Annotated in this window: 13 protein-coding genes; 5 read left to right on the plus strand and 8 right to left on the minus strand. The window is 66.7% G+C overall.

Annotated features, from left to right (window positions below; genetic code table 11):
• Window positions 1–5 precede the first annotated feature (5 nt).
• Window positions 6–1415 (minus strand): hypothetical protein, encoded by a 1410-nt coding sequence (locus KY501_RS18610; RefSeq protein ID WP_224364526.1) that lies wholly within the window; start codon window positions 1413–1415, stop codon window positions 6–8.
• A 142-nt stretch (window positions 1416–1557) separates the two neighbouring features.
• Between KY501_RS18610 and KY501_RS18615 the strand changes: the two genes are divergently transcribed.
• Window positions 1558–4068, plus strand: a complete 2511-nt coding sequence (locus KY501_RS18615) for a type VI secretion system Vgr family protein (protein WP_224364527.1) — start codon at window positions 1558–1560, stop codon at window positions 4066–4068.
• Here KY501_RS18615 and KY501_RS18620 read toward each other — a convergent pair.
• The 3 genes from KY501_RS18620 to KY501_RS18630 are packed head-to-tail and all read right to left on the minus strand — an operon-like array spanning window position 4021 to window position 7421.
• Window positions 4021–5049 (minus strand): FAD-dependent oxidoreductase, encoded by a 1029-nt coding sequence (locus KY501_RS18620; RefSeq protein ID WP_224364528.1) that lies wholly within the window; start codon window positions 5047–5049, stop codon window positions 4021–4023. The genes KY501_RS18615 and KY501_RS18620 overlap by 48 nt on opposite strands.
• An 11-nt stretch (window positions 5050–5060) precedes the next feature.
• A complete protein-coding gene (locus KY501_RS18625) occupies window positions 5061–6839 on the minus strand; it encodes a family 43 glycosylhydrolase (protein WP_224364529.1) in 1779 nt (592 codons plus the stop codon).
• Window positions 6840–6899: 60 nt separating this feature from the next.
• Window positions 6900–7421: a MarR family winged helix-turn-helix transcriptional regulator gene (locus KY501_RS18630; protein WP_224364530.1), complete on the minus strand. Its 522-nt coding sequence runs from the start codon at window positions 7419–7421 to the stop codon at window positions 6900–6902.
• A 436-nt stretch (window positions 7422–7857) separates the two neighbouring features.
• On the opposite strand from KY501_RS18630, the gene KY501_RS18635 reads away from it, so the two are divergent.
• Together KY501_RS18635 and KY501_RS18640 are read left to right on the plus strand one after the other, a co-directional pair.
• On the plus strand, window positions 7858–9075 hold the full coding sequence (locus KY501_RS18635; protein ID WP_224364531.1) for an MFS transporter: 1218 nt from the start codon (window positions 7858–7860) through the stop codon (window positions 9073–9075).
• A gap of 182 nt (window positions 9076–9257) precedes the next feature.
• Window positions 9258–9890, plus strand: coding sequence for a hypothetical protein (locus KY501_RS18640; protein WP_224364532.1), 633 nt, complete (start codon window positions 9258–9260; stop codon window positions 9888–9890).
• Here the strand turns inward: KY501_RS18640 and KY501_RS53935 are convergent.
• The 3 genes from KY501_RS53935 to KY501_RS18655 form a co-directional block, all read right to left on the minus strand.
• Window positions 9868–10665, minus strand: coding sequence for a helix-turn-helix transcriptional regulator (locus KY501_RS53935; RefSeq protein WP_224364533.1), 798 nt, complete (start codon window positions 10663–10665; stop codon window positions 9868–9870). The genes KY501_RS18640 and KY501_RS53935 overlap by 23 nt on opposite strands.
• An 81-nt stretch (window positions 10666–10746) precedes the next feature.
• Window positions 10747–12663, minus strand: coding sequence for a YgiQ family radical SAM protein (locus tag KY501_RS18650; protein WP_224364534.1), 1917 nt, complete (start codon window positions 12661–12663; stop codon window positions 10747–10749).
• Window positions 12664–12729: 66 nt separating this feature from the next.
• Window positions 12730–13470 carry a head GIN domain-containing protein gene (locus KY501_RS18655; protein ID WP_224364535.1) on the minus strand — a complete coding sequence of 247 codons (741 nt, stop codon included), beginning with the start codon at window positions 13468–13470 and terminating at the stop codon, window positions 12730–12732.
• 218 nt (window positions 13471–13688) lie between these two features.
• On the opposite strand from KY501_RS18655, the gene KY501_RS18660 reads away from it, so the two are divergent.
• Both KY501_RS18660 and KY501_RS18665 read left to right on the plus strand, forming a co-directional pair.
• Window positions 13689–15137 carry an ABC transporter substrate-binding protein/permease gene (locus KY501_RS18660; RefSeq protein ID WP_224364536.1) on the plus strand — a complete coding sequence of 483 codons (1449 nt, stop codon included), beginning with the start codon at window positions 13689–13691 and terminating at the stop codon, window positions 15135–15137.
• Window positions 15134–15883 (plus strand): amino acid ABC transporter ATP-binding protein, encoded by a 750-nt coding sequence (locus KY501_RS18665; RefSeq protein ID WP_224364537.1) that lies wholly within the window; start codon window positions 15134–15136, stop codon window positions 15881–15883. Before KY501_RS18660 ends, KY501_RS18665 begins: the two co-directional genes overlap by 4 nt.
• 16 nt (window positions 15884–15899) lie before the next feature.
• Here the strand turns inward: KY501_RS18665 and KY501_RS18670 are convergent, their stop codons facing one another.
• Complete coding sequence (locus tag KY501_RS18670; protein ID WP_224364720.1) at window positions 15900–17054, minus strand: aminotransferase-like domain-containing protein; 1155 nt, start codon at window positions 17052–17054, stop codon at window positions 15900–15902.
• Between the last annotated feature and the right edge of the window lie 51 nt (window positions 17055–17105).

Here is a 17105-nt window from a genome sequence, read left to right on the forward strand (position 1 = left end):
AGCGCTCAGGCCTCCCCTGGGGTGGAAACCAGGCCCACTTCACCTCGCTCCATCGCGTCGGCTTGCTCGAAGAGCGAGTCCGCCTGTGAGCGAAGTCCTCGCTCCACGCAGAGGGATGCCAGCTTGCGAGCGGCTTCCGGCGCGCTCGAGTTCTCCACTGCAGAGCGCTCCGTCCCCTCCGCGACTCGGATGGCCTCCCGGAAGGCCGCTACCGCCTGCTGCTCCGCCTTCAGGGAAAGCGCGAGCTGCCCGGCGAGCCGCCACGCCTCGATCGCAAGGAGCGGAACGCCCGCCGCTTCGGCGCAGCGCGCGCACGCGCCATACTCGCGGGCAGCCTCCGGGAAGCGCCGGTCGAGCGCGTGCAACAACGCGAGCGCCAGCCTCGCCTGGGCCTCCTGCATCCCGAGTTCATGCCGCGCGGCGAGTTCGATCGCCGCCGTAAGCTCCTTGACCGCGGCCGGCCGCTGATCGAGGCCCGAGAGATAGCTGGCGAGCGCGATCTGGCAGATGACGGCGACCTGGGTGAGCTTCAGCTCCAGCGCCAGGTTCTGGGCCGAGCGCTGCATGCGTACCGCCTCCGCGCCCTTGCCCTCCTTCATCGCAATCGCGGCACCGAGGATCAGGCTGCGCAGCTCCGGTGCCTGCTCGAGATAGGCGGGATCCATTCCGGCTTCGCGCAGCTTCCGATCACGGATCGCCGGATCGATGGGCGGCGGATCGGTCACGCGTGGGGGCGGCTTGACGCCGCGTGGGCCTGCCCGTCCGAACTGGGCAGGTGGTGCCGACACCATCGCCTTCAAGTCCTTGGACTGCTGTTGGAGATCTGGAATGCACTCGGAGCGCAGGCAGCGCGGATTCGACGGGTCAGCGAGCTTGGGCCACGGCACGCTCGCCTCGAGCACCCATACCCAGCGACACGCCGCGAGCGAAGGAACCTTCATCAACGCTTCGAGCTCAGCACCGAAAGCCTGGGGGCTCTCGATGATCGTCGGCGCGAGCACGAACACCTGCCCATTCATGGGAGGCGGCATGACGCGTTGTACGGAGACCGCCGCTTCGCTGAACGCCACGAGCGAGGCCGTCCCGCGCTCCCCCTTCGGCCGGCTTGCTGCTGGCGCGGCGGATGGAACCTCGAGTCCCTCGCGCTCCAGGAATGCCTTGCGGCGATCCTCCCAGTTCGCACGCACGCGCTCGGCGCGCACCAGCCAACCGTCGTCCGCCGCCGAGTGCGCATCTTCCAGCACGAGGAAGGCGCTCTTGTTGTCCGGTAGGAACTCCAGGCCCGAGAGGATCTGGAGCGCCGTCTTGCGCAGCTCCCCCCCCACCCGCACGACAAGCAGTTGAAACTCGTGTGCGCGCACGAACCACGCGCCATCCTCGAGGAGACGATTCAGAGCGTCCGAGATGGCTTGCATGGAATCTTCTCCCTCCACGAGTGCCTGATCCGGAGTCTGAACGAACCGTCCCGCCAAACCAATAGGGGGCAGGGCTAACCAGGCTCACCCCTCCGGCGGTACACTCCCTGATCCTGAACGCTCGCCGATCCCGAGGATGAACATGTCCGACATCGATGAACGGGCCCGTGCTCTCGCTGGCCGCGCGAGTCAGGTTGTCCGGCAAGTCACGGACGCCGCCTCGGAGGCAAGCCAGGTGGCGCAGGAGGTGACCCAGCTCACCCAGGCCATCGGGCGGGGCGATGTGGAGGGGGCCGCATCCGCGGTCGCTTCCCACCTGACTGGGGGCGCTCCCCTGCCAGAGGTGCGCTTCGACTTCAGCTCCTCCGAGGCCGCGGATGTTCAGTGGCACGTGCTGCGGGCTCACGTCGTCGAGGGGCTCTCCGAGCTCTACACGGCCACCATCGATCTGACGCTCGACGAGCGCACTGTCGAGACCGACGTCCTGCTCGGTTCCTCCTGCACTCTGCGCCTTGAGCGCGGCTCCGCGGTCCGCACCGTGTTGGGCATTGCCCACCGCGTCGAATACCTCGGAAGTCTGGCCGAGAAGGCGCTGGTGCGGGTCCACGTCGTCCCGGCGCTGTGGGCGTTCTCGCAGCGCATCGACTCGTGGATCTTCCAGGAGATGACGGTCCCCGAGATCCTCCAGGACGTCCTCGAAGAGGGGCTCCAGCGGTTCAACCGCGGGGTGAACCTCTCGCTCCAGCGGACCTACCCCGTGCGGGAATACTGCGTGCAGTACGGCGAGAGCGATCTCGACTTCGTCCTGCGGCTGATGAAGGAGGAGGGGATTGCCTTCTACTTCAGCCACGATGGCGAGACGGAGGAACTTGTCCTGGTGGACTCCAACGACGCCTTCCAGCCCTGCCAGACCCTGGACGGCGGCGCGGTGCCTGTCAGCGGCGCGGCGGGCAGCTTCTCGAAGTCGGAGAGCGTCAAGGGGCTCGAGTGGTCCACCCAGATGCGCCCCACGAGCGCGGTGACGCGGGATTTCGACTGGACGCGGCCTCCGTTGGATCTGACGCACAAGGTGGAGGGGCAGGAAGAAGAAGGGCGCGAGCAGTACCTCTATCCGTCGGAGTTGACCCTCAGCGCGTACAACCAGGGCGAGCGGCGCTACACCGAGGATGACGGGGACGCGCGAGCGCGCCTGTTCCGGGAAGCGCAGGAGGTGGGCCGGCGGCTCGGGCGAGGCCGGGGCAACGTCACAGGCTTCACCCCAGGGCAGACCTTCACGCTCCAAGGCCATGAGCGGCAGGACCTGGACCAGGAGTACCTCATCGTCCGCGTCGAGCACGTGGGAGAGGCTCCGGAAGAGAAGATGCTCGACGCGCCGGGTGAGGCGCGGAAGGACCGGTACTCGAACCGCTTCGAGTGCATACCCCTGTCCGTGCCCTTCCGGCCGGAGGCACCTGCTCCGCGCCGCCGGATGCCGGGGCTTCAGACGGCGACGGTGGTGGGCCCCTCCGGCGAGGAGATCCACACCGACGAGCATGGCCGCATCAAGGTCCTGTTCCATTGGGACAGGAAGGGCCAACGGGATGATCGCGCCTCCTGCTGGGTGCGCGTGGCGCAGGTCTGGGCGGGGGTGGGCTTTGGCACCCTGTTCATCCCTCGCGTGGGCATGGAGGTCGTCGTCGACTTCCTGGAGGGCAACCCGGACCGGCCGCTCGTCATCGGCTGTGTCTACAACGGCTACAACGTGCCGCCCTACGCGCTGCCCAGCCACAAGACGCGCAGCACGCTGATGAGCTTGAGCACTCCGGGGGGTAACGGGTTCAACGAGCTTCGCTTCGAAGATGCCGCCGGGCAGGAGGAGATCTTCCTGCACGCCCAGAAGGACCTGAACGAGTTCGTCCTCAACAATCACAAGACGACCGTGAGCAACAACCAGGTGAACGAGGTCAGCGCCAACCAGACCCAGAGCGTTGGCGGCGATCAGTCCGAGAGCGTGACGGGCAATCAGACGATGGTGGTCGACAAGAACCGCACGGTGCACATCAAGGGCAGCCAGAGTGTGACGGTCGACGGCGGCCAGGGGAACGACGGCATCAGCGGCAGCAAGCTCAATATCACCGGCGATTACAAGCTCGACGCCTCGAACACCATCGATGTGCAGGCGCCTACTCACATCAAGCTGACGTGCGGCGGCAGCTCCATCCTGATCGAGCCGGGGAAGATCACCCTCATGGCCGGAGGCAGCGCCCAGCTCGTCCTGGACGCCAACGCGCTCATGCAGAGCGCCGCCGCCAGCAAGGTCTTCCTCGACGCGAACGCACTGACCCAGTCGTCGGGAGGGAGCAACGTGCTGCTGGACGCCAACGCACTCGTTCACGCCAGCGGCGGGGCCCAGGTGCTCTTCGACGCGAACGCGAACATGGTCTCGTCCGGAGGCAGCCAGGTGCTCCTGGACGGGAACGCGAAGGTGCACGGCGCCGGCACCGCCACCATGGATGCCCCGGGCACCGCCACCGTGCAGGCCGGCACTGCGACGCTCGCGGGCGGTGGAGGCGCCGTGGAGTGTGGCGGTGCGGGAGTGACGGCGGCGGGTGGGTCGGTGAAAGTCTCAGGCGGAACCGTCGACATCGCCGGAGGCGTGGTCAGCATCAACTGAGGCTCCAGCGGTCGGGGTTCCACCCTGAGGAGCCTCTGAAGCCACGAGTGCAGCGACTTCCTCCGCGCAACCCCAGGACAGGGTGACGCCCGCACCTCCGTGGCCGTAGTTGTGGATGACCCGATGATTCCCGGCGCGCTCTTCCTCGAGGCGCACAGTGGGACGTCCTGGCCTGAGGCCCACTTTGTGTTCCAGGACCTGAAACTGCACCTCTGGAGGGAGGACTCGCCGGCAACGGGCAAGGATTCCCTCGGCCTTGGCGGAGTCAGGCGCGAGCGAGGCGTTCCCGTCCTCGGCCGTCCCTCCCAGGATGCAGTCGGTGGAGCGGGGGATGACGTAGGCGATGCCTCGCTCCTCGCTCTCGTCAAAGAGGAAGCGCGACACGGGCGGTGGTGCCACTCGCAGCACCTCGCCTCGGATGGGGAACAGCGACGTGTCTCCCACCAGAGTGCGTGCTCCCAGGCCCGTGCAGTTCACGACCACGGCCGCTTCACGCCACGCCTCGTCGAGCGAGTGCACCTCGTGCTGCTGCAAGCGCCCTCCCAGCTCCCGGAAGCGGGCCATGAGGAAGGGCAGGTAGCGCGGCATCTCGATGATGGGGGCCTCGAATGAGTAGCCGTACGAGTACCCCGGTACCAGTTCCTCCGCGGTCGCCGCGCGCAGGCTCGGGACGCATGAGGCCCACCAGGGCTCGGGCGGGGCTTCCGTGAAGAGCTCCACCCCACGCACCATCTGGATACCTGCCTCGGAGTGCGCCGACAGCTCGCGCAGCACGTCGAAGGTGCGCCGAGCCCAACCCGTCACCCGCTCCTGGGGAAAGGCCCGGTACGGGTACCAGACGGCGGCCGCCACATCCGAGGTGGTATGCGGCGTCAGCTCGCGTGCCCAGAGCTCCACGCTGTGCCCGGCCTCCAGCAGCCGGATTCCACACGAGAGCCCCGAGACGCCTCCTCCCAGGATGACAAGCTTGTGGGTCGTCACGAGGGGAGAGGCTACTGCGCGAGGATCTTCACCGACGACATCTTGTCGTTGGCATCCGCTGGGACCAGCGACGTGTCCGCCGTGAACGTCCACATCGTCCCGGCGAAGTCGTTGTCCGAATAGACCTGAACCTTCCAGCCGGCGGGGACCTGGAGCGAGCTCATCCAGTCGTTGGGGATGCCCGCCGCGTTGAGCTGCGAGAGCGTGTAGTTCCCGGCGCCCAGAGAGATGCCAAGGCCGCCGTACGAGCCGTCCGCGTAGAAGATGGCTCCAGCGGGCTTCGAGGCCTTCACGTTGTCGAACGCGGCCGTGCTGTCATGGGACCGGAGCCCCACCGCTCCCGAGGCATACGTGGAGTCGGTGGCCGTGAGGATGGGGGTCGTCGCGTTGTTCAGATAGACCGAGAGGCGGCTGCCGTTGGCCACGACCGCGAGGTGATAGGTGACGTTCGCGTCGATCGTCGCAGCGGCGCTCGTGAGTTCGGTCCAGGTGCCTCCGCCCGCCTTGCCCAACACCACCCTGTCGCTGCCCGCGGCGATGCCGGCGTAATAACCCTTGTAGGCGTCGAGCCCGGCTCCCGGGCTGCTCACCCGGAAGATCAACCCCGCGTCCCCGGACGCGCCCGGCGTGACATCCGCCTCGTAGGACAGCACGGAATAGTTCGTGTTCAGCAAAGCCTTGGCATCGGGCGCCTGTGCGGTGACATACCGGCCGCTCGACACGGTCCACGTCGCACCGTAGGTGGCCCAGCCCAGAGCGTTGTCATCGCAGAAGGTGTCCTGGGTGCTCATCTCCACCGGCTTGATCGTCCCGTCACTGTTGAAGACGAGGCGATCGAAGGAGAGCACGCGGTGATTCCCGTCCGTATCCCCGAGCGGATGACGGTGATAGAAGATGTACCAGTCATCCGTCCCGGGCACGTTGAGCACCGTGTTGTGGCCCGCGCCGGTGCCAATGGCTGAGTTCTGGCCGAGGATCGTCCCCACCTTGGGGAAGGGTCCCAGCGGCGAGCTGGCGATGGCATAGGACACGCGGTAGTCCGGCCCCGTCCACCCGCCCTCGGACCACATCAGGTAGTACTTGCCGTTGCGCTTGAACATCAGCGCGCCCTCGACGTAGCCCGACGGGGTGATCTCCTTGAAGGACGCGCTGTCCAGGCTGATCATGTCACTGTTGATCTTGACGACGTTACAGTGCCCGTGGCCCCCGTAATAGAGATAGGCCTGACCGTCATCGTCGATGAAGATGTTCTGATCAATCGGCTGCGCACCGTTGATGTATTTGCCAATCAGCGGGCGGCCGATCGCGTCGACGTAGGGCCCTCCGGGGTTGCTGGACTTCGCCACCCCGATGCCTCCCAGCTGGCTGTCGTTCTGGATGTCGTTGGCCCCGAAGTAGAGATAGTAGGTGTTGTTGCGAAAGATGGGTGACGGCGCCCAGATTGCCCGGGTGGCCCAGGACACGTTCACCTTGTCCAGCACCTTGGAATGCTTCGTCCAGTGGATGAGATCCGTGGACGAGAAGGCGTCCAGATAGGTCTGCTCGTCATACGGCGCGGAGTACGTGGGGTAGACCCAGTACACGCCGTTGTAGAGCTTCATGTCCGGATCGGCGTACCAGCCGCTCACGAACGGATTGCCCGAGGTGCCAGGCACGCACGCCGACGCGAGCGCTTGCTCATGAGTCCCCGCCGCGCTGTCGCTGGTGCTCGGGAGTGATGCGGTCCCATCTCCGCAATGGACCGTCGTGATCAGCAGCAGCGGCGCCAGCGCCAGGGTCGTCGGTTTCATGGCCGGCATCCTGCGTTGGACCGTTTTGTCATTCAAGTCCAATAATTCATGAGTTCCGGACTAGGGCTCCGTGCTCTCGTCAAGGGTGCCTTCGAACGCGGTCAGAAGCTTTTTCGAGATCCGCTCGAAGTCGTGGAGATCGCGCTCGTCGAGCTCCGCGACGACGCGCTCGATGAGACGCTTGCGCGCGTCCTCCACCCGTTTGCGCGTGCGGTGCCCGGACTCCGTCAACTCCAGGGCATATTGACGGCGATCTGCTTCGCTGCGCTCCCTGCGAACCCATCCCCGCTCAATCAGCGTCTCGAGCGCGCGTCCGGTGAGCGTTGGGTCGGTCCCTGTCGCGCGCGCGAGATCGGCCTGGGAGGTGCGGCCGTTCCGCCCGATGTGGCGCAGGAACCTGGCCTGCGTGCTGCCCACCTCGAAGGTCGCGTACTCCCGCGCGGCCATCGCCCTCAAGCACCGCGCCAGGGCAGTGAAGCTCTCGAAGAAGGTGTCAGGGTCGCTTCGGGCCATGCTCGAAGGAGTAGTCCATGAGAGATGCTCGCGCAACACCTCGCCGGTGGTCGACTTGACGGAAATCATGGACCTGTCTATGAAGTGTCCATCGATTGATGGACCCGTCCATCATGGACCTGTCCACTGATGGAATGCGTGTGCCCTGGATGTGTGCTCCTCGGCACGAAAGGGGCCTTGAAATGGTTTGGTATCAGGGCGTTTCCTTCTTCTGGGGCGGGTTGTTCCTCGCGAATTCAGTTCCACACTGGGTCAGTGGGGTGATGGGCCGGCCCTTTCAATCCCCGTTCGCCAGGCCTCGGGGTGTCGGGCTGTCGTCGTCGACGGTCAACGTCCTCTGGGGCGCGTTCAATGCCGCGGCCGGCTACCTCCTCTTATTTCAGGTGGGGGCCTTCGAGCCGCGCAACCTGGCGCATGTCGCCATCGCGGGACTTCCAGCCGTGGCCGGGTCCTTGTGGCTGGCCCGGAGGTTTGGACGCTTTCATGGGGGAAACGAACCTCGACCATGAAAGGCACCTTCCGCTCACTGAATCGCTTCAACTACCGCGTCTGGGCGAGTGGCGCGATCGTGTCCAACGTGGGCACCTGGATGCAGCGCACCGCCCAGGATTGGATCGTCCTCACCCAACTGACGCAGCACCAGGCGACCGCTGTCGGTGTGGTCATGGCGCTCCAGTTCGGGCCCCAGATGCTCTTGCTGCCCCTGACGGGGTTCGCGGCCGATCATTTCGACCTGCGCAAGCTCTTGTTCGCCACGCAGGCGGCCCTGGGTGCACTGGCACTGGCACTGGGCCTCCTCACCGTCACGGGGGCCGTTCAGTTGTGGCACGTGTACGTGTGCGCGTTCCTGCTGGGATGTGTCACCGCCTTCGACGCGCCCGCGCGTCAGACGTTTGTCTCGGAGCTGGTGGGCGAAGCGGACCTGTCGAACGCGGTGGCGCTGAACTCCACTTCCTTCAACGCCGCACGGATGATTGGACCGGCCATCGCCGGAGGCCTCATTGCCACGGTGGGCTCCGGGTGGGTGTTCCTGATCAACGCCGCCTCTTTCGTGGGCGTCATCGGCGCGCTGGGTTTCCTTCGCGTCGAGGAGCTTCATCCGCGGAGTCGAGCGCTCCGAAGCCGTGGAGGGCTGGTCGAGGGATTTCGTTATGTCTGGAAGCGCCCCGACCTGAAAGCCATCCTGCTCATGCTCTTCCTGGTCGGCACCTTCGGACTCAACTTCCCGATCTTCATCTCAACCATGTCGGTGTCCGTCTTTCACGCTCGAGCGGGGGCGTTCGGGCTCCTGACTTCCATCATGGCGATCGGCTCGGTCGCGGGCGCGCTGCTGGCCGCCCGGCGGGAGAAGCCCCACGCCATGCTCTTGTTCGCCGGCGCCGCGGTCTTCGGCTTCGGCTGTTTGCTCGCCGCGCTCATGCCCAGCTACGCGCTCTTTGGCGCCGCGCTCGTCGTCATCGGCATCGCCGCTCAGACCTTCACCACCTCGACGAACAGCCTGGTGCAACTCTCCACCGAGCCCATCATGCGTGGGCGGGTGGTCGCCATCCTCCTCGCCATTGCCATGGGCGGCACGCCCATCGGTGCACCCATCGTCGGGTGGGTCGCTGATCGTTTCGGTCCGCGCTGGGCGCTCGGTGTCGGCGCCGCCTCGGGCTTTGCCGCGGCGATCGTCGGCATCTCCTGCCTCAATATCCACCGGCCGGAGCAAGGCACTGCGTGAACCTCAGGAGGTGCTTCCATCTCACGATAGCGCCTCACACGTCGGAATCTGCGTTTCGTTCAAGTCCCAGCTCCGGTGTCCCAGTTACTGTCGCACCATCGTTGAACGACGCGAGCGCGGGCCCCGAGCCGCCGCCGCTCCCAGTTCACGTGTCCCAGGACGTCTGCGAGAGGAAACATCGAATGCTGAGACAGTGGTGTTGTGCCGTGGTGCTGTTCAGTGCGGGAGCCTCGTTCGCCAAGCCGACCTATACCTGCGAGGGCCCGGCTCCTGTCGAAATCTGGAAGGGCCAGTACGGCAAGTACAAGGTGAAGGATGGCCTCGAGAGCAAGGAGTACACGGGCTTCCTCAAGCGAGAGAAGATCAAGCTCCAGGACAAGTGCTCGCTGCCCATCCTCGAGGCCGGGGATGTGCTGATGCTGACGTATCCAGAGAAGGCTCCGATCTTCGACGAGGGGAACATGAAGTTCCAGTGCGTCGAGTCCGACAACCCCGAGAAGGCGCTCTCCTACGACTCGCTGCCCGCGACGGGAGTCGCCAATCCCCCGGACCTCCTTCTCAAGTGCGGCAGTGACGAGAAGTACGAGTGCCACGACGGCTCGAACAGCGAGCGCCGCGAGGTGCTCGAGGCGAAGCTGAAGAAGAAGAAGCAGGAGATCTACTCGATCTCCATTCGCAACCCCGATCTGCCCGGCGACATCGCCTACCGGGAGACCGTGGGCAAGCGCATCTTCTGCCAGTTCTATAACTCGAAGACCAAGAAGGTGGCCCTGGCGTTCGAGTTCAACGGCGTCAAGCCCAAGGCGGCCGAATAGGGTCGCTGATGGCTGGCGCCTCGCAGTCAACGATGTCCCTGGGCGTGTAGCCGAGCAGCCGACGGCACGTGCGCGAGAAGTGAGCCTGGTCTGAGAAGCCCGCCGCCAAGGCACCGGTGGTGAGCGAGACACCCGTCAGCGTGATGCGAAGAGCGCGGACGAGACGATTCCACAACATCCAGGCTCGCGGCGAGATGCCAATGTCGCGCAGGAACAGCGCTCGGAAGTGTTGCAACGTTACGCCCAGGTGCGCGCTCAGCTCGAGGTCCTCGCCGTCGGGATCCTCGAGCTGGGTGCGCAGTTGTTCGAGGGCGCGCTCGACGCGTGCATCGAAGTTCACGCGGAGCCGGGTGTTGGGAAACGCGATTGCCTGCAGCGCTTCACCGAGCTCGCTCAGGTGGGACGGGTTCTCGAGGTGGCTCCGCGTCGACCAGACCGCGTCGCGCAGCCAGAGTGCCGTGGCCGGATCGATGGGCGCTGCGCCTCCGAGGGGTTGGGTGTGCGCGTTGGGCGCGCGGTGGTGCTCGGGATCGATCAGGACCGAGATCGCCGGGCCCTGGCTCACCACGCTCGAGGGGAGGTCGCTGGGAATCACCACCGCTGGGGCACGGACCAGGCGACCGGTGGTTTCACGTACGGTCACTTCGGAGTCGAGGCCGACGAGCAGCTTGATCACGTGCGACTGATGGACGGTGGTGTCGAGATCGGCGGAGAAGCGGGTGGCGCGGGTGTGATTGATCGTGATGAGGGGATGTGCGTCGGGCCTGGTTTCCACGGGGGTTACTTCCCTCCCTGCTCCAGAGTGAGGGGAGCAATCTAGGGACCCAGGCTGACACCCAAATATTTACTCAGGGGCTCACTGTGCTCGTCGCTCGTCGGCCCTGCGGCGCCGCTCCGCCTCGGCGGGTGTCTCGGGCGGCACCAGCGCGTTCGGGCCCCGGCCGATCAGATCCTTGCGGCCGGCCTGCTCCAGCGCCTCGCGCGCCAGCGGCCAGTGCTCCGGGTTCCAGTAGAGCAGTAGCGCCTTCTGCAGCCGCTTCTCCCTCAATCCCCGAGCCGTGTACACCGGCTCCATCTTCAGCGGATCCAACCCCGTGTAATACATGGCCGTGGCCAGGGCCATCGGCGTGGGGATGAAGTCCTGCACCTGGCGCGGCCGCTTGCCGTTCTTCTTCAGCCACAGCGCCAGATCCACCATGTCTTCCAGCGTCGAGCCCGGGTGCCCGCTGATGAAGTACGGAATGTCGTACTGCTCCTTGCCCGCCTCCTCGCTCGCGCAGGCGAACATCTGCTGGAAGCGCTCGAAGCTCTCGATGCCCGGCTTCTTCATCTTCTCCAGCACCCGCGGAGACACGTGCTCCGGCGCCACGGACAGCTGCCCTCCCACGTGGTGCGCCGCCAGCTCCTTCACGTACTCCGGTGAGCGCTCCGCCAGGTCGTACCGCACTCCGCTCGCGATGAAGACGTGCTTCACCCCCGGCTCCTCACGCACCTCCCGCATCAAGTCGATCAGCGGCCCGTGGTCCGTCTGCAGGTTCTCGCACACCCCCGGGTGCACGCAGCTCAGCTTGCGGCACTTGTTCTCGATCGCCTCGCTCTTGCACTTGAGCTTGTACATGTTGGCCGTGGGACCACCCAGGTCCGTGATCGTCCCCCGGAAGTCTCCCATCCGCCGCAGCTCTCGCACCTCGCGCAGCACGCTCTCCGCCGAGCGGCTCTGGATGACTCGGCCCTCGTGCTCGGTGATGGAGCAGAACGTGCACCCGCCGAAGCAACCCCGCATCAGCACGATGGAGTGCTTCACCGTCTCGTAGGCCGGGATGCGCTCCTTGTACATGGGGTGCGGTACCCGGTTGAACGGCAAGTCGTACATCTCGTCCATCGCCACCGTGGCGTCCGAGTCCACCGCTCCCGCCCCGTCCTCCAGCGGCTTCGCCGGCGGGTTCATGTAGATGGCCCGGTTGCCGTGGCGCTGCGCCAACGGCCGCGCGTTCCCCGGGTTCGTCTCCATCTGGAAGTCCCGAGACATCACCGCGAACGCGTGCTTGTCCGCCACCACCTCCTCGTACGAGGGCAGCACCACCGTCTTCCGATCCGCCGCCCGCCGCGCCGGGTCCGCCTCGTGCGCCTTCATCTCCGCGTCGTTGATGAGGTACGCCGTACCGCGCACGTCCCGGAGCTGCTCGATGCGCTCGCCCCGACGCATCCGGTCCGCTACCTCCCACACCGGGCGCTCGCCCATCCCGAAGATGAGCAGGTCCGCCTTGGCGTCGAAGAGGATGGAGCGGCGCACCTTGTCGCTCCAGTAGTCATAGTGGGCGATGCGCCGCAGCGACGCTTCAATCCCGCCCAGGACGATAGGCACCTCCGGGTAGGCCTCACGGCAGCGCTGGGCGTAGACGATGGTGGCCCGGTCCGGCCGGCAGTTGGTGCGCCCACCCGGGCTGTACTGGTCCTCCGAGCGGTTCTTCTTCTGCGCCGTGAGCCGGTTGAGCATCGAGTCCAGGTTGCCGGCCGCCACCCCGAAGAAGAGCCGCGGCGGGCCCAGCGCCTTGAAGGGCTCGGCCGAGTGCCAGTCCGGCTGGGGGATGATGCCTACCTTGAACCCTCGCCCCTCCAGGAAGCGGGCGACGAGCACGGGCCCGAACGCGGGGTGATCCACGTACGCGTCGCCGCTCACGATGATGATGTCGAGCTGTTCCCAGCCTCGGGCCTTCATGTCGGCGCGAGTCATGGGCAGGAAGGGGTGGGGGTAGCGAGCGAGCGTGGCCATGGTATCCGCTCCTCTCCTAACACACACCCGGGCGCGGCTCATGCCGCACCCTCGCGAGGGCGGGGACTACTCGAAGGTCAACGAGGAGTCGCCGCTGAGATCCTTCGAGAGGACCGTGGGATGGCCGATGATGTTCAGCGTCGCGCCACCCGACGCCTTCACGCTCAGGGTGTCCGACACCCGAAGCTCCGTGGAGCCGCCGCCACTGGATTCGAGAGTGGCCTCTCGGGTGGCCAGTCCGCGCCCCTTGAGGGTGCTCGCTCCCGAGATTTCACTCGTCACCCGGGTGGCCTGGCCCTCCAGGAACAGCTCGCCACCGCCGCTGGCTTCCAGGGAGAGCGTGTCCACGGCCAGCCCTGTCGCCTTCACCTTGGCGCCCCCGCTGGATTCGATTGCGAAGGAGGAGGAGGACACGGTGCCGCTCAGCTCCCCTGTGCATCCCCCCGAGCACTTGAAGGACTCCAGCGTCGGCACCGTCACCTCCAGACGCAGGGGGTTGTGCGAACTCCACCCACCATCGATGCCATCGTTCTCGAAGAAAACCCGGAGCGTTCCGCCGGTGACGTTGGTGTGTACTCGCCCCACCAGGTTGTCATCCCCCAGCACGCGCACGGTCTTCGGTTTTGTCGGGTCCACCACGGTGGTGGTGGTGAGGCCATCCTCCACCTCGAGCGCCACGAAGTCAGGCGTCGTCCGCTCCTCCTCGATGAGGTTGCCGCTGCCGACCAGGTCCTTCCAGCCACAGCCCGCCATCAGCACCACCAGCAGCGGCAGTCCTGCCCAACGTCCGCGATTCACGAATTCCATCGGTCGACTCCCGAAATTCATGCCGGCCACTCCGGCGTGGCGAATGGAAAACCGAGCCCCCTCCCAAGTGTCACCCGCCCTATTTTTTTCTCCAAGGGGGGCACCTCTGGAACCCCGGGGCGATTTGCTTTATGGGTGATGCCGCTCGACCCCTGCATGACATGACAGACGAACCTCCTCCCCGACCGCGACGTGCTTCCTGGTTCCCCCGTGCCTGCATGGCGCTGGGGGTGTTGCTGTGGACGGCCTGCGGCCAGAAGGAGGGTTCGGGGCTCGAACGCGTCCAGCGCGCGGGCGTGCTCCGATGGGGGGCGGATGCGCAGGGCGGCGAGCCCTACGCCATGGAGGATCCCGACCATCCCGGCCAGTACCGTGGCTTCGAGGTGGAGCTGGCGGACGCCCTGGCCCGCGAGTTGGGGGTGCGCGCCGAGATGGTCCAGAACGACTGGTCCAGCCTCATTCCCACGTTGGAGCGGGGCGGCTCGTTCGACGTGGCGATGAACGGCATGGAGATCACCCCGGCTCGCTCCGGACGGGTGCTCTTCACGCGCCCCTATTACCTCTTCAACCTCCGGCTGATGGCGCGCAAGGAGGACACGGCCATCACCGGCCTGGAGGCCCTACGCGGACGCCGGGTGGGCACGCTCTCCAATTCCCAGGCGTGGGAGCTGCTGCTGCACAGCGGTGCCCAGGCCGTGCCCTACGAGGGTGTCCAGGAGCCCTACATCGATCTGGAGCAGGGCCGGCTGGACGCGGTGCTGATGGACGACATCATCGCTCAGCGCTACGGCATGACCCGCCCGGGGCTGCGCGTGGTGGGAGATGTGGGTGAGGGCTATTACGCCATCTCCGTGCGCCCCGGAGAGGACGGGCTGCGCCAGGCGCTGGATGATGCGCTGGGCCGGATTGCCCGCTCGGGGGAGCTGCGGGAGATCTTCCGCCGGTGGGGCATCGACAATGCCGCCGAGCAGCGGATGGTCGACTGGACGGAGGCGCAGACGCGCGAGGTGCTCTCGCAGACGTCCACGGCTCACCTGGGGTGGAGCCAGGTGCTGCTCTTCCTTCAGTCCTCAGCGGTGACGCTGCTGGTGTCCGTGGGGGCCATGCTCCTGGCCATCCCTCTGGGGATGTCGCTGGCGCTGGTGCGGCTCTACGGGCCGAAGTGGCTGGGCGGATTCACCACGGGCTATGTGGAGCTGCTTCGCGGCACGCCCGTGCTGCTGCAGCTCTACGTCCTCTACTACGGGCTGGCGGCCGTGCTGCGGCTGGATGCGCTGAGCGCCGCCATCCTCGGCCTGGGGCTCAATTACGCGGCCTACGAGGCGGAGGTGTACCGCGCCGGCATCCTCGCGGTGCCTCGAGGGCAGATGGAGGCGGCGCTGGCGCTGGGCATGCCGACCCGGCTTGCGCTCAGGCGGGTGGTGATCCCCCAGGCCTTCCGAGTGGCGCTGCCGGGAGTGACCAATGACTTCATCGCGTTGCTGAAGGACAGCTCGCTGGTGTCGGTGATCTCGGTGGTGGAGCTCACCAAGCGCATGACGATCACCGCCGTGGATGTACGCAGTTGGATGGTGCCAGGGGCGCTGTGCGCGGCGCTGTACCTGGCGATGAGCTACCCCTTGTCCCGTCTCGCGCGAAGGCTCGAGGCGAAGCTGGAGCGGGCATGATCGAGGTACGAGAGCTGACCAAGCGCTACGCGGACCGGACGGTGCTGGATGGCATCAGCGCCACCTTCGCCAGGGGCGAGGTGGTTGCGTTGCTGGGGCCCTCGGGAGGCGGCAAGAGCACGCTGCTGCGGTGCCTCAATGGGCTCGAGTCCTTCGACGCTGGCTCGGTGCGGGTAGGGGACTGCGCCCTCGAACCCGGGCTTGGGAGGGGGCAGTCCGCCCAGCTATGGAACATTCGGCGGCGGGTGGGCTTCGTCTTCCAGCAGTGGAACCTGTTCGCGCACCGCACGGCGCTGGGCAATGTCATCGAAGCTCCCGTCCACGTGAAGGGCCAGAGCGTGAAGGAGGCCACCGAGCGGGCGAAGGCGCTGCTGGCCAAGGTGGGCATGTCACACCGCGAGGGGGCCTACCCCTCGGAGATGTCCGGAGGTGAGCAGCAGCGCGTGGCCATTGCTCGGGCGCTGGCGATGGAGCCCGAGGTGCTGCTCATGGACGAGCCCACCAGCGCGCTGGATCCGGAGCGGGTGGGGGACCTGGTGGCCCTGCTGGAGCGCCTGCGCTCCGAGGGCCTGACGATGGTGACGGTGACGCACGAGATGCGCTTCGCGCAGGCACTGGCCTCGCGGGTGCTCGTGCTGCACGGCGGGCACATCATCGAAGAGGGCGCTCCCGGCGAGGTGCTCGCCAGGCCGAGGCACGAGCGGACCCGAGCCTTTCTCGGGTTCGGGCAAGCCACCATGCACTGAGCGGCTAGGCGCCTGCCTACTGCGCGGCCAGCACCGAGGCCAGCCGCCGCATGCCCTCCTCAATCAGCTCGGGCGGGCGGTTGGAGTAGTTCAGGCGGATGCACTCCGGCCGCGGGTTGGCCGCGAAGAACGGGCTGCCCGGCACGAAGGCCACGCGCTGCTCGATGGCGCGCGGGAGGATGTCCTCACCCCGCAGGCCCCGAGGCAGCTCCACCCAAAGGAACATGCCGCCGTCCGGGTGCGTCCACTGCGTGCCCTCGGGCATGTGCAGCTCCAGCGAGTCCAGCATCGCCTGGCACCGCTCCCCGTACACCGCGCGCAGCTTCGTCACGTGCGCGTCGTAGTCGAACTTCGTGAGCAGCCGCGCCGTGGCCCGCTGGGACAGCGTGGCGGTGTGCAGGTCCGTGGACTGCTTCACGATGGTGAGGCTGCGCATGAGCTCCTTGGAGCCCGCCGCCCAGGCGATGCGCAGCCCCGGCGCCAGCGTCTTGGAGAACGTACCCAGCTGCACCACCACGCCCATGTCATCCAGCGAGGCAATGGACGGCAGCGCCTCGCCCCGGAAGCGCAGCTCGCCGTACGGGTTGTCCTCGAGGATCAGCACGCGGTGCCGCTGGGCGAACCGCACCAGCGCATGCCGCCGTTCCAGCGAGAGCGTGGTGCCCTTCGGGTTGTGGAAGTTGGGGACGATGTAGATGAGCTTGGGCTTGCCCACCCGCGCCACCAGCGCCTCCAACTCCTCCACGCGCATGCCCTCGTGGTCGCTGCCCACGTACTCGATGCGGGCCTGGTACCCGTCGAAGTTCTGCAGCGCCGCCAGGTAGCTGGGGTTCTCCACCACCACCACATCCCCCGGATCCAGCATCACCTTGGCCACCAGATCGATGCCCTGCTGCGAGCCGGAGGTGATGATCACCTGCTCCGTCGTGGCCGTCAGCCCGCGCTGGGCCAGATGCCCGCAGATCCACTCACGCAGCGGGCCGTAGCCCTCCGTGGTGCTGTACTGCATGGCAGCCGGGCCCTCGTGGGCGAACACCTCGGCGTGCGCCTGGGCGATGGCCTCCACGGGGAACAGCTCGGGCGCCGGCAGGCCGCCCGCGAACGAGAGGATCTCCGGACGCTCGGCTACCTTGAGGATCTCTCGCACGGCGGACGTCTTCATCCGCGACATGCGTTGAGCCAGAGGAAGGGAGACGGTGGAGGGGGCGAGGTGCGTGCTGGC

Source organism: Hyalangium versicolor, from assembly GCF_020103695.1.
In the GTDB taxonomy this organism is placed as follows: domain Bacteria; phylum Myxococcota; class Myxococcia; order Myxococcales; family Myxococcaceae; genus Hyalangium; species Hyalangium versicolor.

Excerpts from the sequence above, each read along its gene's own strand:
- KY501_RS18610 (WP_224364526.1), bottom strand. The coding sequence starts at position 1,415 with ATGCAAGCCATCTCGGACGCTCTGAATCGTCTCCTCGAGGATGGCGCG.
- KY501_RS18615 (WP_224364527.1), top strand. The coding sequence starts at position 1,558 with ATGTCCGACATCGATGAACGGGCCCGTGCTCTCGCTGGCCGCGCGAGT.
- KY501_RS18625 (WP_224364529.1), bottom strand. The coding sequence starts at position 6,839 with ATGAAACCGACGACCCTGGCGCTGGCGCCGCTGCTGCTGATCACGACG.
- KY501_RS18630 (WP_224364530.1), bottom strand. The coding sequence starts at position 7,421 with ATGATTTCCGTCAAGTCGACCACCGGCGAGGTGTTGCGCGAGCATCTC.
- KY501_RS18635 (WP_224364531.1), top strand. The coding sequence starts at position 7,858 with ATGAAAGGCACCTTCCGCTCACTGAATCGCTTCAACTACCGCGTCTGG.
- KY501_RS18640 (WP_224364532.1), top strand. The coding sequence starts at position 9,258 with ATGCTGAGACAGTGGTGTTGTGCCGTGGTGCTGTTCAGTGCGGGAGCC.
- KY501_RS18650 (WP_224364534.1), bottom strand. The coding sequence starts at position 12,663 with ATGGCCACGCTCGCTCGCTACCCCCACCCCTTCCTGCCCATGACTCGC.
- KY501_RS18655 (WP_224364535.1), bottom strand. The coding sequence starts at position 13,470 with ATGGAATTCGTGAATCGCGGACGTTGGGCAGGACTGCCGCTGCTGGTG.
- KY501_RS18660 (WP_224364536.1), top strand. The coding sequence starts at position 13,689 with ATGGCGCTGGGGGTGTTGCTGTGGACGGCCTGCGGCCAGAAGGAGGGT.
- KY501_RS18665 (WP_224364537.1), top strand. The coding sequence starts at position 15,134 with ATGATCGAGGTACGAGAGCTGACCAAGCGCTACGCGGACCGGACGGTG.
- KY501_RS18670 (WP_224364720.1), bottom strand. The coding sequence starts at position 17,054 with ATGTCGCGGATGAAGACGTCCGCCGTGCGAGAGATCCTCAAGGTAGCC.